Origin of the sequence: Streptomyces sp. NPDC047917, assembly GCF_043204345.1 — a bacterium.
GTDB classification, from domain to species: Bacteria; Actinomycetota; Actinomycetes; order Streptomycetales; family Streptomycetaceae; genus Streptomyces; species Streptomyces sanglieri.
Window position 1 is genome coordinate 411,823 of record NZ_JBIDCA010000005.1, and the last position, 20,530, is coordinate 432,352.

A 20,530-nucleotide genomic window follows, 5' to 3' on the forward strand; every position below is an offset into this window, starting at 1 on the left:
TCCGTCAGGAGTCGGCACCCGGCCTGTCCACCAGTTCGATCTGGTCCACCGCGTTGCACCAACGGCAGCGCACCGACTCGATGGTCTCACTGACCACCTCACGTTCCTCGACGCTGGACTCACCGGCCAGGTCGAGATGGACGTATTCGACGACCTTCGAGGAGCGGGTGACGTCGAAGCGCGTGAGATTTCCGCAGAGCGTGCAGCGCCAGCGAGTCCCGTCGGTCGGCTGGGGAACCGTCGTCATCGTTGCGTCCTCTTTCGTCGAGCCTCGTGCTGCCTTGCTTCAAGGATCTCGCGGTGCGCCGTCGAACTGCGGATGTCCTGCCGTAACCCTACGGCCTCACCGTGTCCCCCCGACACGGCGAGGCGGTCTGTCCCGTTCCCTCCGCTTGCGTCATGCTCTGTTCATGATCGATCGGCGAGCTGTGCCCGGCAGGCTGACCGGCGGGCTGCTACGGACGGTCACCTCCGGCGGCCCACTGGTGACCCATGCCCTGATCGCGGTCTGCTCCCTGGTCTTCGTGATCAGCCCGCTGTCCGGCTTCAACCCGGTCCCCGGCACCGCCGATGCCCTGCTCGCCGCCCAGGCCGGGTACTTCGAACGCTGGGGCGTGATCCCCGGCGAGCTGTGGGACGGCTCCGCGCACGCCCTGCTCACCCCGCTCACCGCCCTGTTCGTGCACGGCAGCTGGCTGCATCTGCTCGGCAACGTGCTCTTCCTGTATGTGTTCGGGGCGATGACCGAGGAGCGCATGGGCCGCATCGGGTTCACCTTCTTCTACGTGATCTCCGGCTACCTCGCACTGGTGGCCTACGCGGCCGCGCACGCCACGTCGGACCAGACCCTGGTGGGGGCCTCGGGGGCGATCTCGGCGGTGCTCGGGGCGTTCCTGTACCTGTTCCCCAGGGCCCGGGTCACCAGCCTGTTCCCGTTCCTCTTCTTCCTGCCGCTGCGCTTCCCCGCCTGGATCGTGCTGGTCTTCTGGTTCGCCCTCCAGTGGCTGGCCGTCCAGGGCGCGGGCAGCGGGGGGCCGGGCGTGGCCTATCTGGCCCATGTGGTGGGCTTCGCCCTCGGCTTTCTCTACGCCTGGGGGCGTTACCGGCGTACGGATAGAGTGAAGGGACCAGCCACGGCCACCGAGGGAGAAAGCCAGCCGTGATCACCGCGATCGTGCTCATCAAAACCAGCGTGGACCGGATTCCCGAGATCGCCGAGGCCATCGCCGCGCTGGACAGTGTCAGCGAGGTCTTCTCGGTCACCGGTACGTACGACCTGATCGCCATGGTCCGGGTGCCCAAGCACGACGATCTCGCCGATGTCATCCCCGGCCGGATCAGCAAGATCCCCGGCGTCGAGGCCACCGACACCCATGTGGCGTTCCGTACCTACTCCCAGCACGACCTGGAGGCCGCCTTCGCCATCGGCCTCGACGCGTAGGCACGCACCTCACCACCCCCGCGGCACTTCGGCGGGGGACGGGCCGCAAGGCTGCCCGTCCCCCGCCGAAGTGCTGTGTGCCTCCGGGCCGCCCGCCGGCCTCAGAGCTGCGTCGCCGCACCCCGGTCCGGGACGCAGCGGCCGTCCTCGGTGCGGTACTTCCACCGGGCGCCCTGGCCGACCAGTTCCCTGACCGCGCGGAGGAACCGCTCGATGTGCTCGTCCGGCGTACCGGCGCCGAAGCTCACCCGGATCGCGTTCAGTGAGAGCTCCCCCGGCTCGGCCTCCGGCGCACCGCACTCGCCGGCCTCCTGCGGGTCGCTGCCCAGCAGGGTGCGGACCAGCGGGTGGGCGCAGAACAGTCCGTCGCGGACGCCGATGCCGTACTCGGCGGAGAGCGCGGCGGCGAAGTGCGAGCTGTTCCAGCCCTCCACCACGAACGAGATGACGCCGACCCGCGGGGCGTCGTCGCCGAACAGCGAGAGCACCTTCACCTCGGGGACCTCGGCCAGGCCGGCGCGGACCGCGGCGACGAGGTGCTGCTCCCGGGCGACCAGGTTGCCGAAGCCCGCCTCGGTGAGCGCCTTGCAGGCGGCGGCGATGGAGTACACGCCGATGACGTTGGGGGAACCGGCCTCGTGACGGGCGGCGGTGGAGTGCCACTCGACGTCCACCCCGCCATCGGTGCGACGGGCGACCTTGCGCGAGGCGCCACCGCCCGCGAGGTAGGGCTCGGCCTCCTGGAGCCAGTCGGCCCGGCCGGCCAGTACGCCCGAGCCGAAGGGCGCGTACAGCTTGTGCCCGGAGAAGGCGACCCAGTCCACGTCCAGCTCGGCGATGTCGACGGGGTGGTGCGGGGCGAGCTGGGCGGCGTCCAGCACGATCCGGGCGCCGTGCGCGTGCGCGGCGGCGGCCAGCTCCTTCACCGGCCACAGCTCGCCGGTGACGTTGGAGGCACCGGTGACACAGACCAGCGCGGGGCCGTAGGGGTCGCGCTCCGCGAGCGCCCGCTCCAGCGTCTCGACGGCCTGGGCCGGGGTGCGCGGGGCGTTCAGGTAGGTCACCCGGGCGTCGCGCCACGGCAGCAGCGAGGCGTGGTGCTCGGTCTCGTAGACGAAGACCTGGCAGCCGGCCGGGACCACCGCGGCCAGCAGGTTCAGCGAGTCGGTCGTCGAGCGGGTGAAGATCACCTGGTCACCGGCGCGGCAGCCGAGGAACTCCGCGACGGTGGCGCGGCTGTTCTCGAAGAGGTCCGTGGAGAGCTGCGAGAGGTACCCGGCGCCGCGGTGGACGCTGCCGTAGTACGGGGCGTACGCGGCGACGTCGTCCCAGACCCGCTGGAGGGCGGGGGCGCTGGCGGCGTAGTCGAGCGCGGCGTAGCCGACCTCACCGCCCGTGACCAGCGGAACCGTCACATCCTGGCCCAGAACCGGCAGAGGTGCACAAAGCGACTGGTCGGCGACAGCGGTGAAGACAGACATGGCGAACTCCCGTAAGAGGCAGGCGAATCGCATGCGCCGGCGGATACGCGGCAGCGCAGCGGAGAAAGTGAAAAAAAGGGGTGCGGAAGAGGGCCGACGGCCCTATCGCATTCGCATGCTCACAAGAGGCTCCCTGGGGACCAGGACCCCGGGGGTTGGCATTCACAGATGCCGAGGGGCCCGCGCTTGCCGCAGACCTCGCTGCCTACGGCCTGGTCTTCACCCGGGGCACCCCGCCACGGACGGAGGGTTGCCGGACAGCGGGCCGGGGCCGTAGTCGCTGTCACTCATGACCTGCCCAGCATCCTGCCATATGTACGAAGACGCGCAAGGCGCAGTCCAGGATCCGGACTGCGCCCTGCGCCACATCTGCGCCCGTTTCAGAGCAGGCTCAGGCGTTGCTGGCCGCCACCCAGCGCTCCAGCGCCCGCGCCGCCGCACCGGAGTCGATGGACTCGGCGGCCTTCGCGATCCCGGCCGCGAGCTGCTCGTTCAGCGTGCCGTCCGTCGGGTCGAGAGCCGTCAGCGCCGCTGCCGAGTTGAGCAGCACGGCGTCCCGGGCCGGCCCCCGCTCGCCGGCCAGCACCCGCCGGGCCACATCTGCGTTGTACGAGGCGTCCGCGCCGCGCAGGGCCTGGACGGGCACCAGCTCCAGGCCGACGTCGCGCGGGTCGAACGTCTCCTCGCGCACCGCTCCGTCCCGGACCACCCAGACCCGCGAGGTCGCGGTCGTGGTCAGCTCGTCCAGGCCGTCGTCGCCCCGGAAGACCAGCGCCGAATTGCCGCGCTCGGCAAGGACACCGGCGACGATGGGCGCCATCCTCAGGTCGGCGACACCGACGGCCTGGGAGCGCACCTGGGCCGGGTTGGTGAGCGGTCCGAGGATGTTGAACGTGGTCGGCGTGCCGAGCTCCTTGCGGGCCCTGGCGACGTACCGCAGGGCGGGGTGGAACTTCACCGCGAAGCAGAAGGTGATGCCCGCCTCCTCGGCGACCTCGGCGACCCGCTGCGCGCTGAGGTCCAGGTTGACACCCAGCTTCTCCAGCACGTCGGAGGAACCGCTCGCGGACGAGGAGGCGCGGTTGCCGTGCTTGACGACCTTGGCGCCGGTACCGGCGATGACGACCGCCGACATGGTGGAGATGTTCACCGTCTTGGCGAGGTCGCCGCCGGTGCCGACGATGTCGACCGTGCGGCCGGGCACGTGGATCGTGTTGGCGTGCTCGTACATCGCCCGTACCAGGCCGGAGACCTCGTCGATCGTCTCGCCCTTGGCGCGCAGGGCGACCGCGAATCCGGCGATCTGCACATCGCTCGCCTCACCGCGCATGATGCGGTCCATCGCCCACGCGGTGTCGTCGGCGGTGAGGTCCTCGCCGCGCAGCAGGGGGTTCAGCACGCCGGGCCAGGTACGGTCCGCCACGCTGTCGCCGCCGATCGGGGTCACAACGTTCATGGTCCGCTCCTGGGGTCCACAGCCGGTAAAAGGGATCACCCCCACCCTATCCAGCGCCGGGGACGGCAAAGAGCCCCGTCCATCGAATGGACGGGGCTCCTGCTGTGGCGATCAGTTCAGGCGATCAGTGGTGACCGTGGCCGCTGGTGATCTCCTTGTACTCCTCGACGGTGGGCTTGGCGATCTGGTTGTCCTCGCCGTAGTAGCCCTTGCTGAGCCGGGCCCGCAGCTTCTTCAGGGGCGACACCTTGCGCTCGACACCGTTCTCGTCGACCGTCGGGCCGAGCTCGACCGGCTCGTACTGCTCGTGCGCGGTGAGCGTGTGCAGCTGCTCGGGGCCGAGCGGCTCGTGGATCTCGACGAACTCACCGTGCGGCAGGCGCTTGATGATGCCGGACTCGCGTCCGTGCAGCACCTTCTCCTTGTCGCGGCGCTGGAGGCCGAGGCAGATCCGCCGGGTGGCGATGAACGCGAGGACCGGGCCGACGAAGATGAAGATCCGTACGAACCAGGAGATGGCGTTCAGCGACAGGTGGAAGTGCGTGGCCCACAGGTCGTTGCCACCGCCGATGAAGACGATGACGTACTCGGTGATCCAGGCGACGCCGAAGGCCGTCCGGGTCGGGGCGTTGCGCGGGCGGTCCAGGATGTGGTGCTCGCGCTTGTCCCCGGTGATCCAGGACTCGATGAACGGGTAGACCGCGATGATCGCGAGCACCAGTCCGAAGGCCATCAGCGGGATGAACACGCCCAGGACCAGCGTGTGACCCCAGAGGTTGATCTCCCAGCCGGGCATCACTCGGATCAGACCCTCGGCGAAGCCCATGTACCAGTCGGGCTGGGCGCCGGTGGACACCTGGTCCGGACGGTACGGACCGATGTTCCAGATCGGGTTGATCGTGGCGATGGCCGCGATGATGGCGATGATGCCGAAGACCAGGAAGAAGAACCCGCCTGCCTTCGCCATGTACACCGGCAGCAGCGGCATGCCGACGACATTCTTGTTCGTCCGGCCGGGACCCGCGAACTGCGTGTGCTTGTGGTAGAAGACCAGGATCAGGTGCGCCACCAGCAGACCGAGCATGATGCCCGGCAGCAGCAGGATGTGGATCGAGTAGAACCGGGCGACGAAGTCGTGACCGGGGAACTCTCCGCCGAACAGGAACATCGAGATGTACGTGCCGACGATCGGCATCGACAGGATCGCGCCCTGGGTGAACCGGACACCCGTACCGGACAGCAGGTCGTCCGGGAGCGAGTAGCCGGTGAAGCCGGTGAACATGCCCAGCACGAACAGCAGGAAGCCGAACAGCCAGTTGATCTCACGCGGCTTGCGGAACGCGCCCGTGAAGAAGACGCGCATCATGTGCACGAACATGCCGGCCAGGAAGATCAGCGCGGCCCAGTGGTGGATCTGGCGGACCAGGAGACCACCGCGGACGTCGAAGCTGATGTCCAGTGTCGAGGCGTACGCCTGCGACATCTTGATGCCCTGCATCGGCTCGTACGAGCCGTGGTACACGACCTCGTTCATGCTCGGGTGGAAGAACAGCGTCAGATACACACCCGTGAGGATGATGATGATGAAGCTGTAGAGGGCGATCTCACCGAGCATGAAGGACCAGTGGTCCGGGAAGATCTTGCGCATGTTGGACTTGGCCAGGGAGTAGATCCCGAGCCGGCCGTCCGCCCAGTCGGCCACCCGCTCACCGGCGGGCGCCTTGCGATTGCCCGGTGCTGCCGCACCGGGCGTGTTCGTGGTCGCAGTACTCATCCGCGCTCCCAGAATGCAGGACCGACGGGCTCTTCGAAGTCACCGAGCGCCTCGAGGTTGCCCTCGCTGTTCACGCCGATCCGCAGCTGCGGGAGGGCGTGACCGGCCGGACCGAAGATGACGCGGGCGCCGTCGGAGAGGTCGAAGGTGGACTGGTGGCACGGGCAGAGCACGTGGTGCGTCTGCTGCTCGTACAGGCTGATCGGACAGCCGACGTGGGTGCAGATCTTGGAGAAGGCCACGATTCCCTCGTGGGCCCACTCGCGCTCGCGCTTGTCCTTGATGTTGTCCGGCTCGATGCGGATGATCATCAGCGCGGCCTTGGCGATCTGGTTCTGGAAGTCCTCCGCCTCCTCCGTCAGCCCTTCGGGCATGGCGAAGGTCAGCGAACCGACGGCGACGTCCTCGGGACGCAGCGGCTCCATCGTGTTCATGTTGATGAGCTGCTTGCCCTTGGCCCACAGGGTGTTGCGGAGCTTCTTCTCCGGCAGCGGACCGAGGTCGCGCAGCAGCACGACACCGGAGAGCGGCACCAGGGCCAGCGCGCCGAACATGGTGTTGCGGATCAGCTTGCGCCGTCCGAAGCCGGACTCCTCGGCACCGGCCGCGAAGTCCGCCATGACCTTCGCCTTGACCTCCGGCGTCGCCTCGATGGCGTGCCGGTCGTCGGCGACCTCCACGTCGGACATCAGCGTGCGCGCCCAGTGGACGGCGCCGGCGCCGATCGCGAAGAGGGCGACGCCCAGAGTCAGACCCAGGGAGAAGTTGAGCGCGCTCACATGGCCGAAGGGCCAGATGTACACGATCTTGTCGACCGGGAAGATGACGTAGGAGGCGATGAAGCCGACCGTCGCCAGCATGGACAGCGTGAACATGAACGCGACGGCGCGCTCGGAGCGCTTCGCGGCACGTTCGTCGATGTCCTGGATGCGCGGCTTGTGGGCCGGCAGCCCCGGGTCGGCGAACGGGTCGTCGGCGACCTCTACCGCGCCGTGCGCGGTGCCCTGCTCAGCGGGCAGGTTCTCGTCTGGAATCTCTTGGCTACTCATGACTTCTTGGCCTTAGCGGTGTGGGCCGCGACCCAAATGGCAACTGCGATCAGTGCGCCGAGCCCGAAGATCCAGGCGAACAGACCCTCACTGACCGGCCCCAGGCCGCCCAGCTTCAGCCCGCCCGGGTTCTCCGCCTGGGCGCTGTTCACGGTCTGGATGTACGCGATGATGTCCCGCTTCTGCTGCGCGGGCATCGTCGTGTCCGGGAAGGACGGCATGCTCTGCGGGCCGGTCTGCATGGCCTCGTAGACGTGCTTCGGGTCCACGCCCTCAAGGCTGGGCGCGTACTTGCCGTTCGTCAGCGCGCCGCCCTCACCGGTGAAGTTGTGGCACTGCGCGCAGTTGGTACGGAACAGGTCGCCACCCTTGGCGATGTCCGCACCCTCGGGGTTGACGTCGTTCTTGGTCGGGACGACCGGGCCGGCGCCGAGCGACGCGACGTACGCCGCGAGCTGGTCGATCTGGGCCTGGTTGTAGATGACCTTCTTCTTCGGTACCTGGGCGCCGGGCTGCTGCGCCGGCATACGGCCCGTACCGACCTGGAAGTCAACGGCGGCGGAGCCCACGCCGACCAGGCTCGGCCCGTCGGTGGTGCCCTGACCGCCGGTTCCGTGGCAGCTGGCGCAACCGACGGAGTACAGCTTCTTGCCCTCATCGATGGCGAGGGACTGGGCGGTTTCGTCGGCCTGCGCCTTACTCGCGGGCGCAAACGCGGCGTACAGCCCCCCAGTGGCCGCCAGCGCGAGGAGTAGTACGACGACCGCCGCCAACGGATGGCGTCGTCGTGCGGAGAGCTTTTTCACGGATTACCCCGGTGTCAGGATCTTCTGCGTCGATGCTGGATGTGGTTCGGGTTCGAACCCGGTTACTTGATCATGTAGATCGTGGCGAAGAGGCCGATCCACACGACATCGACGAAGTGCCAGTAATAGGACACGACGATGGCGGCGGTCGCCTGTTCGTGGGTGAACCTCTTGGCTGCGTATGTCCTGCCCAGAACGAGCAGGAAGGCGATGAGACCGCCTGTCACATGCAGCCCGTGGAAGCCGGTGGTCAGGTAGAACACCGAGCCGTACGGGTCGGAGGACAGCGAGAGGCCGTCCTTCTTCACCAGCTCGGTGTACTCGAAGACCTGGCCTCCGATGAAGATCGCACCCATCACGAAAGTGATCACGAACCACGCACGGAGCTTCTTCACATCGCCCCGCTCCGCGGCGAAGACGCCGAGCTGGCAGGTGAGTGAGGAGAGCACCAGGATCGTGGTGTTCGTCGCCGAGAACGGGAAGTTCAGGGCCGAAGCCATTTCCTTCCAGTGCTCCGGTCCGGTCACCGATCGCAGGGTGAAGTACATCGCGAAGAGGGCCGCGAAGAACATCAGCTCGGAACTCAACCAGATGATGGTTCCGACGCTGGTGAGGTTCGGTCGATTGACCGACGGGTGCGCGTGCCCGGTTTCTACTGTCGTTGCTGTCGCCACGACCGACATTATGTCGGTCGCTTATCCCGCCCTCACCCCGGGGGGTGCCGTTCGGTGTGTCAGCCGGGTGTGTCCTCCCCGAACGGCCCATGGATCGGCGGTCCGAAGCGGTGCTGACAGGCCGTCGGGCGGAGTACGATCCGCGCATCGGTTCATGCCCGGAAAGCCCCGAAGACACAGATGTCACGGAGGAACAATGCAGCCGACCGCCACGGTCCTGGTCTACAGCGACGACGCCAACACCCGTGAGCAGGTGAGGCTGGCAGCCGGGCGCAGGCCTGCGGCCGACGTGCCACCGGTGGAATTCCTCGAATGCGCCACCCTGCCGGCCGTCCTGGAGGCGCTGGACCGCGGCGGCGTCGACGTCTGTGTGCTGGACGGCGAGACGGCGCCCGCGGGCGGCATGGGCGTCTGCCGGCAGATCAAGGACGAGGTCTTCCGGTGCCCGCCGGTGCTGCTGCTGATGGGGCGCCCGCAGGACGCCTGGCTGGCCACCTGGAGCCGTGCGGACGCCGCGGTGACCCTGCCGGTCGAACCGGTCGAGTTCGCGGACGCCCTGGCCGCCCTGCTGCGCAGCAGGGCCTGCGTGGACGCCTGAGGCCCGCCGCGGCCCCGTCCGCGGCCCCTCCGAGGGGCAGCGCACCTCCCCGGCCCGGTCAGACCACGGGGCGCAGTCGCGCCGCCTGGATCGTCTCCGTACGGTCCGGGGCGGTGTTCTTCTGCAGGGCGCTGCCCTTCAGCCATTTGGCCCAGGACAGGTTCCAGTCCCCGAAGCCGTTGTCGAACGGCGTCATCGTCTCGCCCTGGCTGCCCACGACCGTGACGATGTCGCCCGGACGCACGGTGTTGTAGAACCACTCGGCCTGGCTGGTGCTCATGCCGGTGCAGCCGTGGCTGACGTTCGCGTACCCCTGCGAGCCGGTGGACCAGGGAGCCGCGTGCACGTACTCGCCGCTCCAGGTGACCCGCGTCGCGTAGTAGACCTGTAGGTCGTACGAGTCGGACGAGCCCTCCGCGATACCGATCGTCTCCCCGCGCATACGTACGCGGTATTCCTTGCCCAGCACGACCTTGACCCCGTTTCGGGTGGAGAAGCCGGGCTTGCCGGTGGTGACCGGAATGGTGTTGATCACCTTCCCGTCGCGCTTGACCGTCATCGAGTGCGCCGCGGCGTTCGTGACGGCCTCGATGCGGTCGCCCGTGGTGAGCCGCAGCGGCTTGGTGGGGGCTCCGTAGAGGGCGTCGGTGACCTTGACGCCGGCCAGGCCGCTGGTGACGTCGATGGTCGCCCTGGCGGGCCAGTAGTCCTTGGGGCGGTAGTGCAGGGTCTTGTCGTCGACCCAGTACCAGGAGCCGGTCACGGCGGGCGTCGAGCGGACCCGCAGGGCGCGCTCGACGTTGGCCCTGGAGGCCTTGTCCTTGACCGGAGCGCTGAGTTCCGCCGTGATGGGCTGTCCGACGCCGTAGGTGCCCGCCTGAGGCCCGAAGGCGACCTTCAGGAACTTCTTGGCGGATGTGGTCCCGAAGGAGAGCGTACGGCTGCCGGGAGCGCCGTCGTCGTCCTCCACGCCGACGCTGACGGTGTACCGGGTGCCGGCGGCGAGCGGGAGCGTGGAGTGCCACCGCTTCCCGTCCGCGTCGAGTTCACCCGCGAGGTGGCGGCCGGTCGTGTCGACGGCCGACACGTCCGTGATCCGGCCGTCGTCGCCGTTGACGGTGACCTCCAGCGGTTTGCCGGGGTCGACCTTCTCGTCGCCGTCCGACGCGTTGGCGGAGACCTCGTCCGCCGCGTCGTACGGCTTCTCCGCGAGCGGGTGGCCACCGGACCCACCACAGGCGGTCACACCTGCGACCAGGGACACGACCAGCAGAGTGCAGCTCACTACGGGGCGGATGCGCGGCGTGTGGTTCATGGACCCACGCTATGAAGATTCATCCGTTTCAGCGCGCGGTGTGACTGCGAACGGGGGACCCGCACTCCTCTCGGTGGAGAAGTACGGGCCCCCCGTCAGGTGGAGCGGTGACGCGGTGTCACTGGGTGCGGTTCTCACCGCGGTAGTACTCGAAGACCCAGCCGAACAGACCGATCAGGATGATCGGGGCCGAGAAGTAGAGCAGCCACCAGCCGAAAACGATTCCCATGAAGGCGAGGGCACCGCCGACCGCCAGCGAGAGCGGCTGCCAGCTGTGCGGGGAGAAGAACCCCACCTCGCCGGCCTCGTCCGCGACATCGGCTTCCTTGTTGTCCTGCGCCATGGCGTCGACCCGCCGGGCCGTGAAGGCCAGGTAGAAGCCGATCATGACGCTCAGCCCGAAGCCGAGGACGAGCGCGGTGGTACCGGCCGGCTCCTTCGACCACACGCCGTACGTGACGGCCATGGCGAGGATGAAAACACTGAGCCAGATGAACATCTTGCCCTGGATCTTCACTTGCCGGCCTCCTTGCCACCAGCGAGGGCCTTGTCATCCTCGGAGTGGTGCTCCAGCTGTTCGAGCGCCGAGATCTCCGGGTGATGCAGGTCGAACGCCGGGGATTCGGAACGGATCCGCGGCAGGGTGAGGAAGTTGTGCCGCGGCGGCGGGCAGGAGGTCGCCCACTCCAGCGAACGGCCGTAGCCCCACGGGTCGTCGACCTCGACCTTCTTGCCGTACTTGGCGGTCTTCCACACGTTGTAGAAGAACGGCAGCATCGACAGGCCGAGCAGGAACGAGGAGATCGTCGAGATCGTGTTCAGCGCGGTGAAGCCGTCGGCCGCGAGGTAGTCCGCGTAACGACGCGGCATGCCCTCGGCGCCCAGCCAGTGCTGCACCAGGAACGTGCCGTGGAAGCCCACGAACAGCGTCCAGAACGTGATCTTGCCGAGCCGCTCGTCCAGCATCTTGCCGGTGAACTTCGGCCACCAGAAGTGGAATCCGGAGAACATCGCGAAGACCACGGTGCCGAAGACGACGTAGTGGAAGTGCGCGACGACGAAGTACGAGTCCGAGACGTGGAAGTCCATCGGGGGCGAGGCCAGGATCACGCCGGTCAGACCACCGAAGGTGAAGGTGATCAGGAAGCCGACGGCCCAGAGCATCGGTGTCTCGAAGGACAACGATCCCTTCCACATCGTGCCGATCCAGTTGAAGAACTTCACACCGGTCGGTACCGCGATGAGGAATGTCATGAACGAGAAGAACGGCAACAGCACGCCGCCCGTGACGTACATGTGGTGCGCCCACACCGTCACGGAAAGACCCGCGATGGCGATCGTCGCGCTGATCAGGCCGATGTAGCCGAACATCGGCTTCCGGCTGAACACCGGGATCACTTCGGAGACAATTCCGAAGAATGGCAGGGCAATGATGTACACCTCTGGATGGCCGAAGAACCAGAAGAGGTGTTGCCAGAGCAATGCGCCGCCATTGGCCGCGTCGAAGACATGCGCACCGAATTTACGGTCCGCCTCCAGCGCGAAGAGCGCGGCGGCCAGCACCGGGAAGGCCAGCAGGACCAGCACACCGGTCAGCAGGACGTTCCAGACGAAGATCGGCATGCGGAACATCGTCATGCCGGGCGCGCGCATGCAGATGATCGTGGTGATGAAGTTGACCGAACCGAGGATCGTGCCGAATCCGGAGAAGGCCAGACCCATGATCCACATGTCGGCGCCGACACCCGGCGACCGGACCGCGTCCGAGAGCGGGGAGTAGGCGAACCAGCCGAAGTCCGCCGCACCCTGCGGGGTGAGGAAGCCGGCCACCGCGATGAGCGAACCGAAGAGGTACAGCCAGTACGCGAACATGTTCAGCCGCGGGAACGCCACATCGGGCGCGCCGATCTGCAGCGGCATGATCCAGTTCGCGAATCCGGCGAACAGCGGCGTCGCGAACATCAGCAGCATGATCGTGCCGTGCATCGTGAACGCCTGGTTGAACTGCTCGTTCGACATGATCTGCGTGCCGGGACGGGCCAGCTCGGCGCGCATGAAGAGCGCCATCAGACCGCCGATGCAGAAGAACGCGAACGATGTGACCAGGTACATCGTGCCGATCGTCTTGTGGTCAGTGGTGGTCAGCCACTTGATGACGACGTTTCCCGGCTGCTTGCGCCGGACCGGCAGCTCGTCCTCGTACGAGTCGTCTGCTGCCGCGGCACCCTGAGGTTCGTTGAGGATGCTCACAGTTTGTTCGTCTCCGCATTCCTGGCCGGGTCAGTCTGCTCGATGCCGGCCGGCACGTAGCCCTTCTGGCCCTTCTTCGCCAGCTCCTCCAGGTGCGCCTGGTAGCGCTCCGGGGAGACGACCTTGACGTTGAAGAGCATCCGGGAGTGGTCGACGCCGCAGAGCTCGGCGCACTTGCCCATGAAGGTGCCCTCCTGGTTGGGAGTCACCTCGAAGGCGTTGGTGTGGCCCGGGAAGACGTCCTGCTTCATGAGGAACGGCACCACCCAGAAGGAGTGGATGACGTCACGCGAAGTCAGAACGAAACGGACCTTCTCGCCCTTCGGCAGCCACAGGGTCGGACCCGGATTGCCGTTCTGCGGGTTCCGTGTTCCCGGGACGCCGAAGTCGTAGACCCCTTCCGCGCCCTTGGGGAAGTCCTTCTGGAACCGGTTGGGGATGGCGTTGAGCTCCTTGGGGATCTCGCTGCCCGTGGCGGCGGAGCCGTCCACGTTCTCGATGTAGTTGAAGCCCCAGCTCCACTGGTAGCCGACCACGTTGATGGTGTGGGCCGGCTTCGGGGAGAGCGAGAGGAGCTTCGATTCATCGCGCGCGGTGAAGTAGAACAACACCGAGACGATGATCAGAGGGACCACGGTGTACAGCGCCTCGATGGGCATGTTGTACCTGGTCTGCGGAGGAACCTCGACCTTGGTGCGGCTGCGCCGGTGGAAGATGACGCTCCACAGGATCAGGCCCCAGACCAGCACGCCCGTGGCGAGCGCTGCCGCCCACGAGCCCTGCCAGAGGGAAAGGATCCGTGGTGCCTCTTCTGTTACCGGCGTGGGCATACCAAGGCGGGGGAAGTCCTTGTATGTGCAACCGGTTGCGGTCGCCAGGATCAGGCCCGCAGTCAGCACCTGCGGCAGCTTCCGCCGCATCGGGCGCCGCGACGAGCGGTCGGAGCCGTTGGGACTCACGTAGCGCCTTCCCGAGAGTCTCGCCCGCGCGGTCGGCGCGGCCGTCTTTCTGGTCGGTCGCCGCCCTGACGCGGGCAGGGGTTTGGATGTTTATGCGGACCAAACCCTACTGGACGCTATTTGGGGTCGCGCGGGGAGGGTGCCCAACGCGCCGTCCGACTCCCCGAAGGGGTGGAACACGGGCCTCCGACCGCCATCTGACGCCCCCTCTCCTGGCCCCGCGGGAGGCCCGTCCCCGGCCCGGCGACCACCTCGGGCTAGCGTGGCCGCGTGCCCTACTTCGACACCGCTTCCGCCGCCCCCCTGCACCCCGTCGCACGCCAGGCGCTGCTTGCCGCACTGGACGAGGGCTGGGCCGATCCGGCCCGGCTGTACCGGGAGGGACGGCGGGCCCGGCTGCTCCTGGACGCCGCCAGGGAGGCCGCCGCCGAGGCCGTCGGGTGCCGCCCGGACGAGCTCACATTCACTCCTTCGGGGACCCTGGCGGTTCACTCGGGAATTTCCGGGGCGCTCGCTGGACGTCGGCGTGTCGGCCGCCATCTGGTGGTCTCCTCGGTCGAACACTCGTCGGTGCTCCATTCGGCCGCCTCCCATGAGGCCCGGGGCGGGGCGGTCTCCGAGGTCCCGGTGGACCGGTCGGGGGCGGTGAGCGCGGCGGCGTACGCGGCGGTGCTGCGCGAGGACACCGCGCTGGCCTGTCTGCAGTCCGCCAACCACGAGGTCGGCACCGAGCAGCCGGTGGCCGGGGTCGCGGAGGCGTGCCGGGCGGCGGGGGTGCCGCTGCTGGTGGACGCCGCGCAGTCGCTGGGCCGGGAGCCGGTGCCGGAGGGCTGGTCGCTGCTGACGGGCAGCGCCCACAAGTGGGGCGGGCCGTCCGGCGTCGGGCTGCTGGTGGTGCGCAAGGGGGTGCGGTTCGCCGTCCAAGGTCCGGCCGACGAGCGGGAGTCGGGGCGGGCCGCGGGGTTCGAGAACCTTCCGGCGATCGTCGCGGCGGCGGCGTCGCTGCGGGCGGTGCGGGCCGAGGCCGCGGCCGAGTCCGTGCGGCTGCGGGCCCTGGTGGACCGGATCAGGGCCGCGGTGCCGGAGCTGGTGCCCGATGTGGAGGTGGTCGGCGATCCGGTGCGGCGGCTGCCGCACCTGGTGACCTTCTCCTGTCTCTATGTCGACGGGGAGACACTGCTGCACGAGCTGGACCGGGAGGGTTTCTCTGTTTCATCCGGTTCGTCCTGCACCAGCAGCACGCTGACACCCAGCCATGTGCTCAGGGCCATGGGAGTGCTTTCTGAGGGGAACGTACGGGTGTCACTGCCGAACGGCACCTCCGGCCAGGACGTCGACCGCTTCCTGGAGGTGCTGCCCCGGGTGGTGGCGGAGGTACGGGAGCGGCTGGGCGCGCCCGTCGGGCCGCCCCGGGGGGCCGCCCCGACCGGGTCGCTGGTGGTCGACGCGCTCGGGAAGCGGTGCCCGATCCCGGTGATCCGGCTCGCGAAGGTGATCGGGGACGTGCCGGTGGGCGGGACGGTGACCGTGCTCTCCGACGACGAGGCGGCGCGGCTGGACATCCCGGCGTGGTGCGCGATGCGCGAGCAGGAGTACGTGGGTGAGGAGCCGGCGGACCGCGGCTCGGCCTATGTGGTCCGCCGGCTGTCCTGACTACGCGAGGTGGGTGCGCACCTCGGCGGCGGCGTCATGGCCGTAGGCCTTGGTGAAGCGGTCCATGAAGTGGGTGCGGCGCAGCGTGTACTCCTGGGTGCCGACCGTCTCGATGACCAGGGTGGCCAGCATGCAGCCGACCTGGGCGGCGCGCTCCAGGCCGACGCCCCAGGCGAGGCCGGAGAGGAAACCGGCCCGGAAGGCGTCGCCGACACCGGTCGGGTCGGCCTTGGTCTCCTCCTCCGGGCAGCCGACCTCGATCGGGTCCTGGCCGGCCCGCTCGATGCGGACGCCGCGGGCGCCGAGGGTGGTGACCCGGTGGCCGACCTTGGCCAGGATCTCCTCGTCGGTCCAGCCGGTCTTGGACTCGATGAGCCCCTTCTCGTACTCGTTGGAGAAGAGGTACGTGGCGCCGTCGAGGAGGATCCGGATCTCGTCGCCGTCCATCCGGGCGATCTGCTGCGAGAAGTCGGCGGCGAACGGGATGCCCCGGGAGCGGCACTCCTCCGTGTGGCGGAGCATCCCCTCGGGGTCGTCGGCGCCGATCGAGACCAGGTCGAGGCCGCCTACCCGGTCGGCGACGGCCTTCAGCTCGATGAGCCGGGCCTCGCTCATCGCGCCGGTGTAGAAGGAACCGATCTGGTTGTGGTCGGCATCCGTCGTACAGACGAAGCGGGCGGTGTGCAGGACCTCGGAGATCCGGACCGATCCGGTGTCGACGCCGTGGCGGTCGAGCCAGGCGCGGTACTCGTCGAAGTCGGAGCCGGCGGCGCCGACCAGGATCGGCTCCGTGCCCAGCAGGCCCATGCCGAAGCAGATGTTGGCGGCGACACCGCCCCGGCGCACGTCGAGGTTGTCGACCAGGAAGGAGAGCGAGACCGTGTGCAGCTGATCCGCGACCAGCTGGTCGGCGAAACGGCCGGGGAAGGTCATGAGGTGATCGGTGGCGATGGAGCCGGTGACTGCGATTCGCACGGGGAGACTGCTCCTGCGGAGATCGGGGGGAACGGGTGACTGTGTTCCCGGGGCGGCGTGACAGTTCACGCTACCGGTTCCCCGGACCCGCCATGAAGGGGGAAAAACTACCCGATAGTAGGGCTTTCTTCCTGGGGCCCGGGGTGCCTACGGTGCGGATATGTCGAACCACATCGCCACGCGCGAGTCCGAAATCAGCCTGGCCGAGCTGCGCGGTGACTGCGCGCGGATGGCTCCGCACTGGGTGGCCCGTCCGAAGTCCGCCCCCGCTCCGGTGGCGCCGTCCCGGATTCACGGGGTCACCGTGCCCGCCGCCTCCGCCCGGCTGGTCGACGCCATGTCCGACTACGGCGACTGAGAGGCGGACGGGACACCCTCCTGCCCTGGACACCCTCCTGCCCGGACGGCGCCCGGAGGCCGCCGAGACGTCCGCGCCGATCGCACCCGACACGCCCTGAGCCCCGCGAGGGAACCGCGCGCGCCGCTGCTCCGTCCCACCGTTGTCCCCGTCCGGGGACGGACGACAGGCCGGGCGACGGCACGTGACGGCCAGGCAGGCGAAGGAGCGATCCGGTGAGCACCGAGCGACCCGACAACGACGTGACCGGCCCCCGGCGGCGTTCGCCGCTCGCCGTGGCTTCGGTGGCGGCAGCCGTACTGCTGGCCGGCGGCGGTGGCGCGTACTGGGCCGCGACCGCGGCCGACGGCGACGGCAGGTCCGGCAGCGGCGCGGACGACGGCGGGCGGCGCACCCCTCCCCCGCTGGCCCTGGGGCAGCACTCGGGCGCTCCCACGGCGCCGGAGGCACCCCCGCAGGGCATCGCGCCGGGCGAGCCCGATCCGAGCGGCGGCCGGGTGGTCTACCGTGCGTCCGGCAAGCTGCCCGACGGGCCGCGCACGGCCGCGGTGCGGCAGTCGGTGGGGACCGTCTCGGCGGCCGAGGTGGCCCGGCTGGCGAAGGCGCTGAAGCTGGCGGGCACGCCGCAGGCCGAGGGCACATACTGGAAGGTGGGGTCCGACGGGGACGGCTCGGGCCCGGTGCTGCGGGTGAACAAGCAGGCCCCGGGCACCTGGAGCTTCACCCGGTACGGCTCCGGCGGTACGGACGACTGCCGGAAGGGAGCCGTCTGTTCGGGCAAGAACCCGGCGCCGGGCGGCAGCGGCTCCCCGGTGGGCGAGAGCGCCGCCAGGGCCGCAGCGGCACCGGTCCTGAAGGCGGCGGGGCAGCCCGACGCCACGCTGGATTCCGGCCAGCTCATGGGTGCGGTGCGGGTGGTGAACGCCGACCCGAAGGTGGACGGCCTGCCCACGTACGGCTGGTCGACCGGGATCCAGGTGGGCCCGGACGGCGAAGTCGTCGGCGGCAGCGGACAGTTGAAGGGCCTGGAGAAGGGCGACAGCTATCCGGTGATCGGCGCGGCCGAGGCGCTGAAGCAGCTGAACGGCCCCGCGACCCGCAAGGCGGCACGCGCGGACATCGGCGGCTGCGCCACTCCCGTACCGCTGGACGAGGGCCTGGAGTCGCCGAAGGCCCGCTGCGGGGCGCGGACCGGGGCCGAGCGGCCGACGACGACCGTGACGGTCGACAAGGCGGCGTTCGGCCTGGCGGTGCAGTACGTGGCGGGCAAGCAGACGCTCGTACCGTCCTGGCTCTTCTCGGTGCAGCAGGCCGCCGGCGGCCGGGGCACCACGGTGACACAGGTCGCCGTGGCGCCCTCGTACCTGACGAGGAGCGCCCCGGCGACGACCGCCCCCACGCCGCCCCCGACGCCCCCGACGCCCCCGGGCAACGCGGAGAAGGCCCAGCGGCAGCTGCTGTCGTACAGCGCGGACGGGCGGACCCTGTCGGTGACGTTCTGGGGCGGGGTGTGCAGCACGTACACCGCGAGCGCGGCCGAGAGCCAGGACCGGGTGACCGTGAAGGTGACGGAGGCGAAGCAGCCCGGGAAGAAGGTCTGCATCATGATCGCCAAGGAGCTGACCCGGACGGTGACGCTCGACGCGCCGCTCGGCGACCGGACCGTGGTCGACGCGGTGTCGGGCGGCGACGTGCCCCGCGACTGAGCATCGGCCCCGGGTACGGCCCGGACACGACGACGGCGGCGGCCCCGGAATCCGGGGCCGCCGCCGTCGTGCCGTTCCGCGTCGCGCTCAGGCGTGCGCGCCGCCTTCAGGACTCAGCTGAAGGAGTCGCCGCAGGCGCAGGAGCCGGTGGCGTTGGGGTTGTCGATCGTGAAGCCCTGCTTCTCGATGGTGTCGACGAAGTCGATGGAGGCGCCACCCAGGTACGGAGCACTCATCCGGTCGGTGACGACCTTGACGCCGTCGAAGTCCTTCACGACGTCGCCGTCGAGCGAACGCTCGTCGAAGAAGAGCTGGTAGCGCAGGCCCGAGCAGCCGCCGGGCTGGACGGCGACGCGCAGCGCCAGGTCGTCACGGCCTTCCTGCTCCAGCAGGCCCTTGACCTTGGCTGCGGCGGCGTCGGACAGGAGGATGCCGTCGCTCACGGTGGTGGTCTCGTCCGATACGGACATCTGCTTCTCTCCCGGGTTGTACGGAGACTGCTTGCCGACGTTGCAACCGTCGGGACCGCGGATTCATTCCGGGCCGAGCGCTTGCCTGTTCCATTCATGCTCGCACACCGGTCGGCCGGGGGGATGCGTCACATCGACACTATGGCCGTCGTCAAAGTGACGTGAACCGGATATGATAGATAGCGTCAATTAGACGAAAAGGCTTCGCGGAAGCTCTTCGCAGAGGCTTTCAGCAGAGAAGAAAGGGTGCGTGACGTGACCACGGCCCACCCCGTCCAGGATCTCGACGTCCAGCCGACGCCCCTCGCCCTGCTCCTGCTCGGCCGTGAGGCCGACCCGAGGAGCGAGCGTGGCGTCGAGTGCCCCGGCGACCTGCCCTCCCCGTCCGACCCGGACCTGGTGGAGCGCGCCCGCGCGGCCAAGGAGAAGCTCGGGGACAAGGTGTTCGTCCTCGGCCACCACTACCAGCGCGACGAGGTCATCCAGTTCGCGGACGTCACCGGCGACTCGTTCAAGCTCGCCCGTGACGCGGCCGCCCGCCCGGAGGCCGAGTACATCGTCTTCTGCGGCGTGCACTTCATGGCCGAGTCGGCGGACATCCTGACCACCGACGACCAGAAGGTCGTACTGCCGGACCTGGCCGCGGGCTGTTCCATGGCCGACATGGCCACCGCCGAGCAGGTCGCCGAGTGCTGGGACGTGCTGACCGAGGCCGGGGTAGCCGATCAGGTCGTGCCGGTCTCGTACATGAACTCCTCCGCCGACATCAAGGCGTTCACCGGCCGGCACGGCGGCACGATCTGTACCTCGTCCAACGCGAAGCGGGCGCTGGAGTGGGCCTTCGAGCAGGGCGAGAAGATCCTCTTCCTGCCCGACCAGCACCTGGGCCGGAACACCGCGGTCCGGGACCTGGGGATGTCACTGGAGGACTGCGTCCTCTACAACCCGCACAAGCCGAACGGCGGCCTGACCGCCGAGGAGCTGCGGAACGCGAAGATGATCCTGTGGCGCGGGCACTGCTCGGTGCACGGCCGCTTCTCGGTGGAGTCCGTCGACGACGTCCGCGCGCGGATACCGGGCGTCAATGTGCTGGTGCACCCGGAGTGTAAGCACGAGGTCGTGGCGGCGGCGGACCAGGTCGGCTCGACGGAGTACATCATCAAGGCCCTGGAGGCGGCCCCGGCCGGCTCGAAGTGGGCGATCGGCACTGAGCTGAACCTGGTGCGCCGGCTGGCGAACCGGTTCGCGGCCGAGGACAAGGAGATCGTCTTCCTCGACAAGACGGTCTGCTTCTGCTCGACGATGAACCGGATCGACCTGCCGCACCTGGTCTGGGCGCTGGAGTCGCTGGCCGAGGGCAAGCTGATCAACCGGATCGAGGTCGACCCGGAGACGGAGAAGTACGCCAAGCTCGCGCTGGAGCGGATGCTGGCGCTGCCGTAGCCCCAGGTCTTTCGTTCGGATCACGCCGGGCTCGCGTGCCCCGGTGCCTGATCCGGCCCGACTCAAACGCAAGACCCTGGCCGCGAAAGGCCCCGGGGCGCTTCGGGCGCTTCTCCGGGGCC

At 68.9% G+C, this 20,530-nt stretch carries 20 protein-coding genes and 1 riboswitch; of the genes, 7 read left to right on the forward strand and 13 right to left on the reverse strand.

All coding sequences use genetic code 11. The features are described from left to right. Window positions 1–4 precede the first annotated feature (4 nt). The gene (locus ACGF8B_RS14665; protein WP_014156692.1) at window positions 5–247 is read right to left on the reverse strand and encodes a hypothetical protein; all 243 of its coding nucleotides are present in this window, start codon (window positions 245–247) and stop codon (window positions 5–7) included. A gap of 163 nt (window positions 248–410) precedes the next feature. Here ACGF8B_RS14665 and ACGF8B_RS14670 point away from each other — a divergent pair, with 163 nt between their 5' ends. Both ACGF8B_RS14670 and ACGF8B_RS14675 read left to right on the forward strand, forming a co-directional pair. Further along, a complete protein-coding gene (locus ACGF8B_RS14670; protein ID WP_392738020.1) occupies window positions 411–1,163 on the forward strand; it encodes a rhomboid family intramembrane serine protease in 753 nt (250 codons plus the stop codon). Continuing rightward, entirely contained in the window at window positions 1,160–1,441 is a 282-nt protein-coding gene (locus ACGF8B_RS14675) for an Lrp/AsnC family transcriptional regulator (protein ID WP_124718123.1), read from the forward strand. Before ACGF8B_RS14670 ends, ACGF8B_RS14675 begins: the two co-directional genes overlap by 4 nt. 101 nt (window positions 1,442–1,542) lie before the next feature. On the opposite strand, the gene ACGF8B_RS14680 is transcribed toward ACGF8B_RS14675, so the two are convergent. The 6 genes from ACGF8B_RS14680 to ACGF8B_RS14705 all read right to left on the reverse strand — a co-directional run bounded on the left by ACGF8B_RS14680 (window position 1,543) and on the right by ACGF8B_RS14705 (window position 8,690). Continuing rightward, window positions 1,543–2,922 (reverse strand): aminotransferase class V-fold PLP-dependent enzyme, encoded by a 1,380-nt coding sequence (locus tag ACGF8B_RS14680; RefSeq protein ID WP_392738023.1) that lies wholly within the window; start codon window positions 2,920–2,922, stop codon window positions 1,543–1,545. Window positions 2,923–3,099: 177 nt separating this feature from the next. Next, a riboswitch (SAM riboswitch) is annotated at window positions 3,100–3,217 on the reverse strand. A 96-nt stretch (window positions 3,218–3,313) separates the two neighbouring features. Further along, on the reverse strand, window positions 3,314–4,378 hold the full coding sequence (gene trpD / locus ACGF8B_RS14685; protein ID WP_342283415.1) for an anthranilate phosphoribosyltransferase: 1,065 nt from the start codon (window positions 4,376–4,378) through the stop codon (window positions 3,314–3,316). A gap of 124 nt (window positions 4,379–4,502) precedes the next feature. Next, complete coding sequence (locus ACGF8B_RS14690; RefSeq protein ID WP_392738026.1) at window positions 4,503–6,152, reverse strand: cytochrome bc complex cytochrome b subunit; 1,650 nt, start codon at window positions 6,150–6,152, stop codon at window positions 4,503–4,505. Further along, window positions 6,149–7,201, reverse strand: coding sequence for a Rieske 2Fe-2S domain-containing protein (locus ACGF8B_RS14695; RefSeq protein ID WP_392738028.1), 1,053 nt, complete (start codon window positions 7,199–7,201; stop codon window positions 6,149–6,151). Before ACGF8B_RS14695 ends, ACGF8B_RS14690 begins: the two co-directional genes overlap by 4 nt. Beyond that, entirely contained in the window at window positions 7,198–8,007 is an 810-nt protein-coding gene (locus ACGF8B_RS14700) for a c-type cytochrome (protein WP_392738031.1), read from the reverse strand. The genes ACGF8B_RS14695 and ACGF8B_RS14700 overlap by 4 nt, the downstream gene beginning before the upstream one ends. A 62-nt stretch (window positions 8,008–8,069) precedes the next feature. Then, window positions 8,070–8,690, reverse strand: coding sequence for a heme-copper oxidase subunit III (locus tag ACGF8B_RS14705; protein ID WP_124718117.1), 621 nt, complete (start codon window positions 8,688–8,690; stop codon window positions 8,070–8,072). Between the two features lie 187 nt (window positions 8,691–8,877). Between ACGF8B_RS14705 and ACGF8B_RS14710 the strand changes: the two genes are divergently transcribed. Further along, complete coding sequence (locus tag ACGF8B_RS14710) at window positions 8,878–9,279, forward strand: hypothetical protein (RefSeq protein ID WP_392738033.1); 402 nt, start codon at window positions 8,878–8,880, stop codon at window positions 9,277–9,279. Window positions 9,280–9,337: 58 nt separating this feature from the next. On the opposite strand, the gene ACGF8B_RS14715 is transcribed toward ACGF8B_RS14710, so the two are convergent. The 4 genes from ACGF8B_RS14715 to coxB form a co-directional block, all read right to left on the reverse strand. Next, window positions 9,338–10,594, reverse strand: a complete 1,257-nt coding sequence (locus ACGF8B_RS14715; protein WP_392738035.1) for an Ig-like domain-containing protein — start codon at window positions 10,592–10,594, stop codon at window positions 9,338–9,340. Window positions 10,595–10,712: 118 nt separating this feature from the next. After that, window positions 10,713–11,111, reverse strand: a complete 399-nt coding sequence (locus tag ACGF8B_RS14720) for a cytochrome c oxidase subunit 4 (RefSeq protein WP_392738038.1) — start codon at window positions 11,109–11,111, stop codon at window positions 10,713–10,715. After that, the gene (ctaD, locus tag ACGF8B_RS14725; RefSeq protein WP_392738041.1) at window positions 11,108–12,844 is read right to left on the reverse strand and encodes a cytochrome c oxidase subunit I; all 1,737 of its coding nucleotides are present in this window, start codon (window positions 12,842–12,844) and stop codon (window positions 11,108–11,110) included. The genes ACGF8B_RS14720 and ctaD overlap by 4 nt, the downstream gene beginning before the upstream one ends. After that, entirely contained in the window at window positions 12,841–13,803 is a 963-nt protein-coding gene (coxB, locus tag ACGF8B_RS14730) for a cytochrome c oxidase subunit II (protein ID WP_392738044.1), read from the reverse strand. The genes ctaD and coxB overlap by 4 nt, the downstream gene beginning before the upstream one ends. A 270-nt stretch (window positions 13,804–14,073) precedes the next feature. Between coxB and ACGF8B_RS14735 the strand changes: the two genes are divergently transcribed. Further along, window positions 14,074–15,456 carry a cysteine desulfurase/sulfurtransferase TusA family protein gene (locus tag ACGF8B_RS14735; protein ID WP_392738047.1) on the forward strand — a complete coding sequence of 461 codons (1,383 nt, stop codon included), beginning with the start codon at window positions 14,074–14,076 and terminating at the stop codon, window positions 15,454–15,456. Here the strand turns inward: ACGF8B_RS14735 and ACGF8B_RS14740 are convergent, their stop codons facing one another. Next, window positions 15,457–16,431, reverse strand: coding sequence for a carbohydrate kinase family protein (locus tag ACGF8B_RS14740; RefSeq protein WP_392738050.1), 975 nt, complete (start codon window positions 16,429–16,431; stop codon window positions 15,457–15,459). A 160-nt stretch (window positions 16,432–16,591) separates the two neighbouring features. On the opposite strand from ACGF8B_RS14740, the gene ACGF8B_RS14745 reads away from it, so the two are divergent. Both ACGF8B_RS14745 and ACGF8B_RS14750 read left to right on the forward strand, forming a co-directional pair. After that, the gene (locus tag ACGF8B_RS14745; protein ID WP_342283405.1) at window positions 16,592–16,789 is read left to right on the forward strand and encodes a hypothetical protein; all 198 of its coding nucleotides are present in this window, start codon (window positions 16,592–16,594) and stop codon (window positions 16,787–16,789) included. Window positions 16,790–17,004: 215 nt separating this feature from the next. Further along, the gene (locus tag ACGF8B_RS14750) at window positions 17,005–18,495 is read left to right on the forward strand and encodes a hypothetical protein (RefSeq protein WP_392738052.1); all 1,491 of its coding nucleotides are present in this window, start codon (window positions 17,005–17,007) and stop codon (window positions 18,493–18,495) included. A 113-nt stretch (window positions 18,496–18,608) separates the two neighbouring features. Here ACGF8B_RS14750 and ACGF8B_RS14755 read toward each other — a convergent pair whose 3' ends face one another. Beyond that, window positions 18,609–18,965: an iron-sulfur cluster assembly accessory protein gene (locus ACGF8B_RS14755; protein ID WP_030933606.1), complete on the reverse strand. Its 357-nt coding sequence runs from the start codon at window positions 18,963–18,965 to the stop codon at window positions 18,609–18,611. A 246-nt stretch (window positions 18,966–19,211) separates the two neighbouring features. Here ACGF8B_RS14755 and nadA point away from each other — a divergent pair, with 246 nt between their 5' ends. Then, the gene (nadA, locus tag ACGF8B_RS14760; protein ID WP_392738055.1) at window positions 19,212–20,408 is read left to right on the forward strand and encodes a quinolinate synthase NadA; all 1,197 of its coding nucleotides are present in this window, start codon (window positions 19,212–19,214) and stop codon (window positions 20,406–20,408) included. Window positions 20,409–20,530 lie beyond the last annotated feature (122 nt).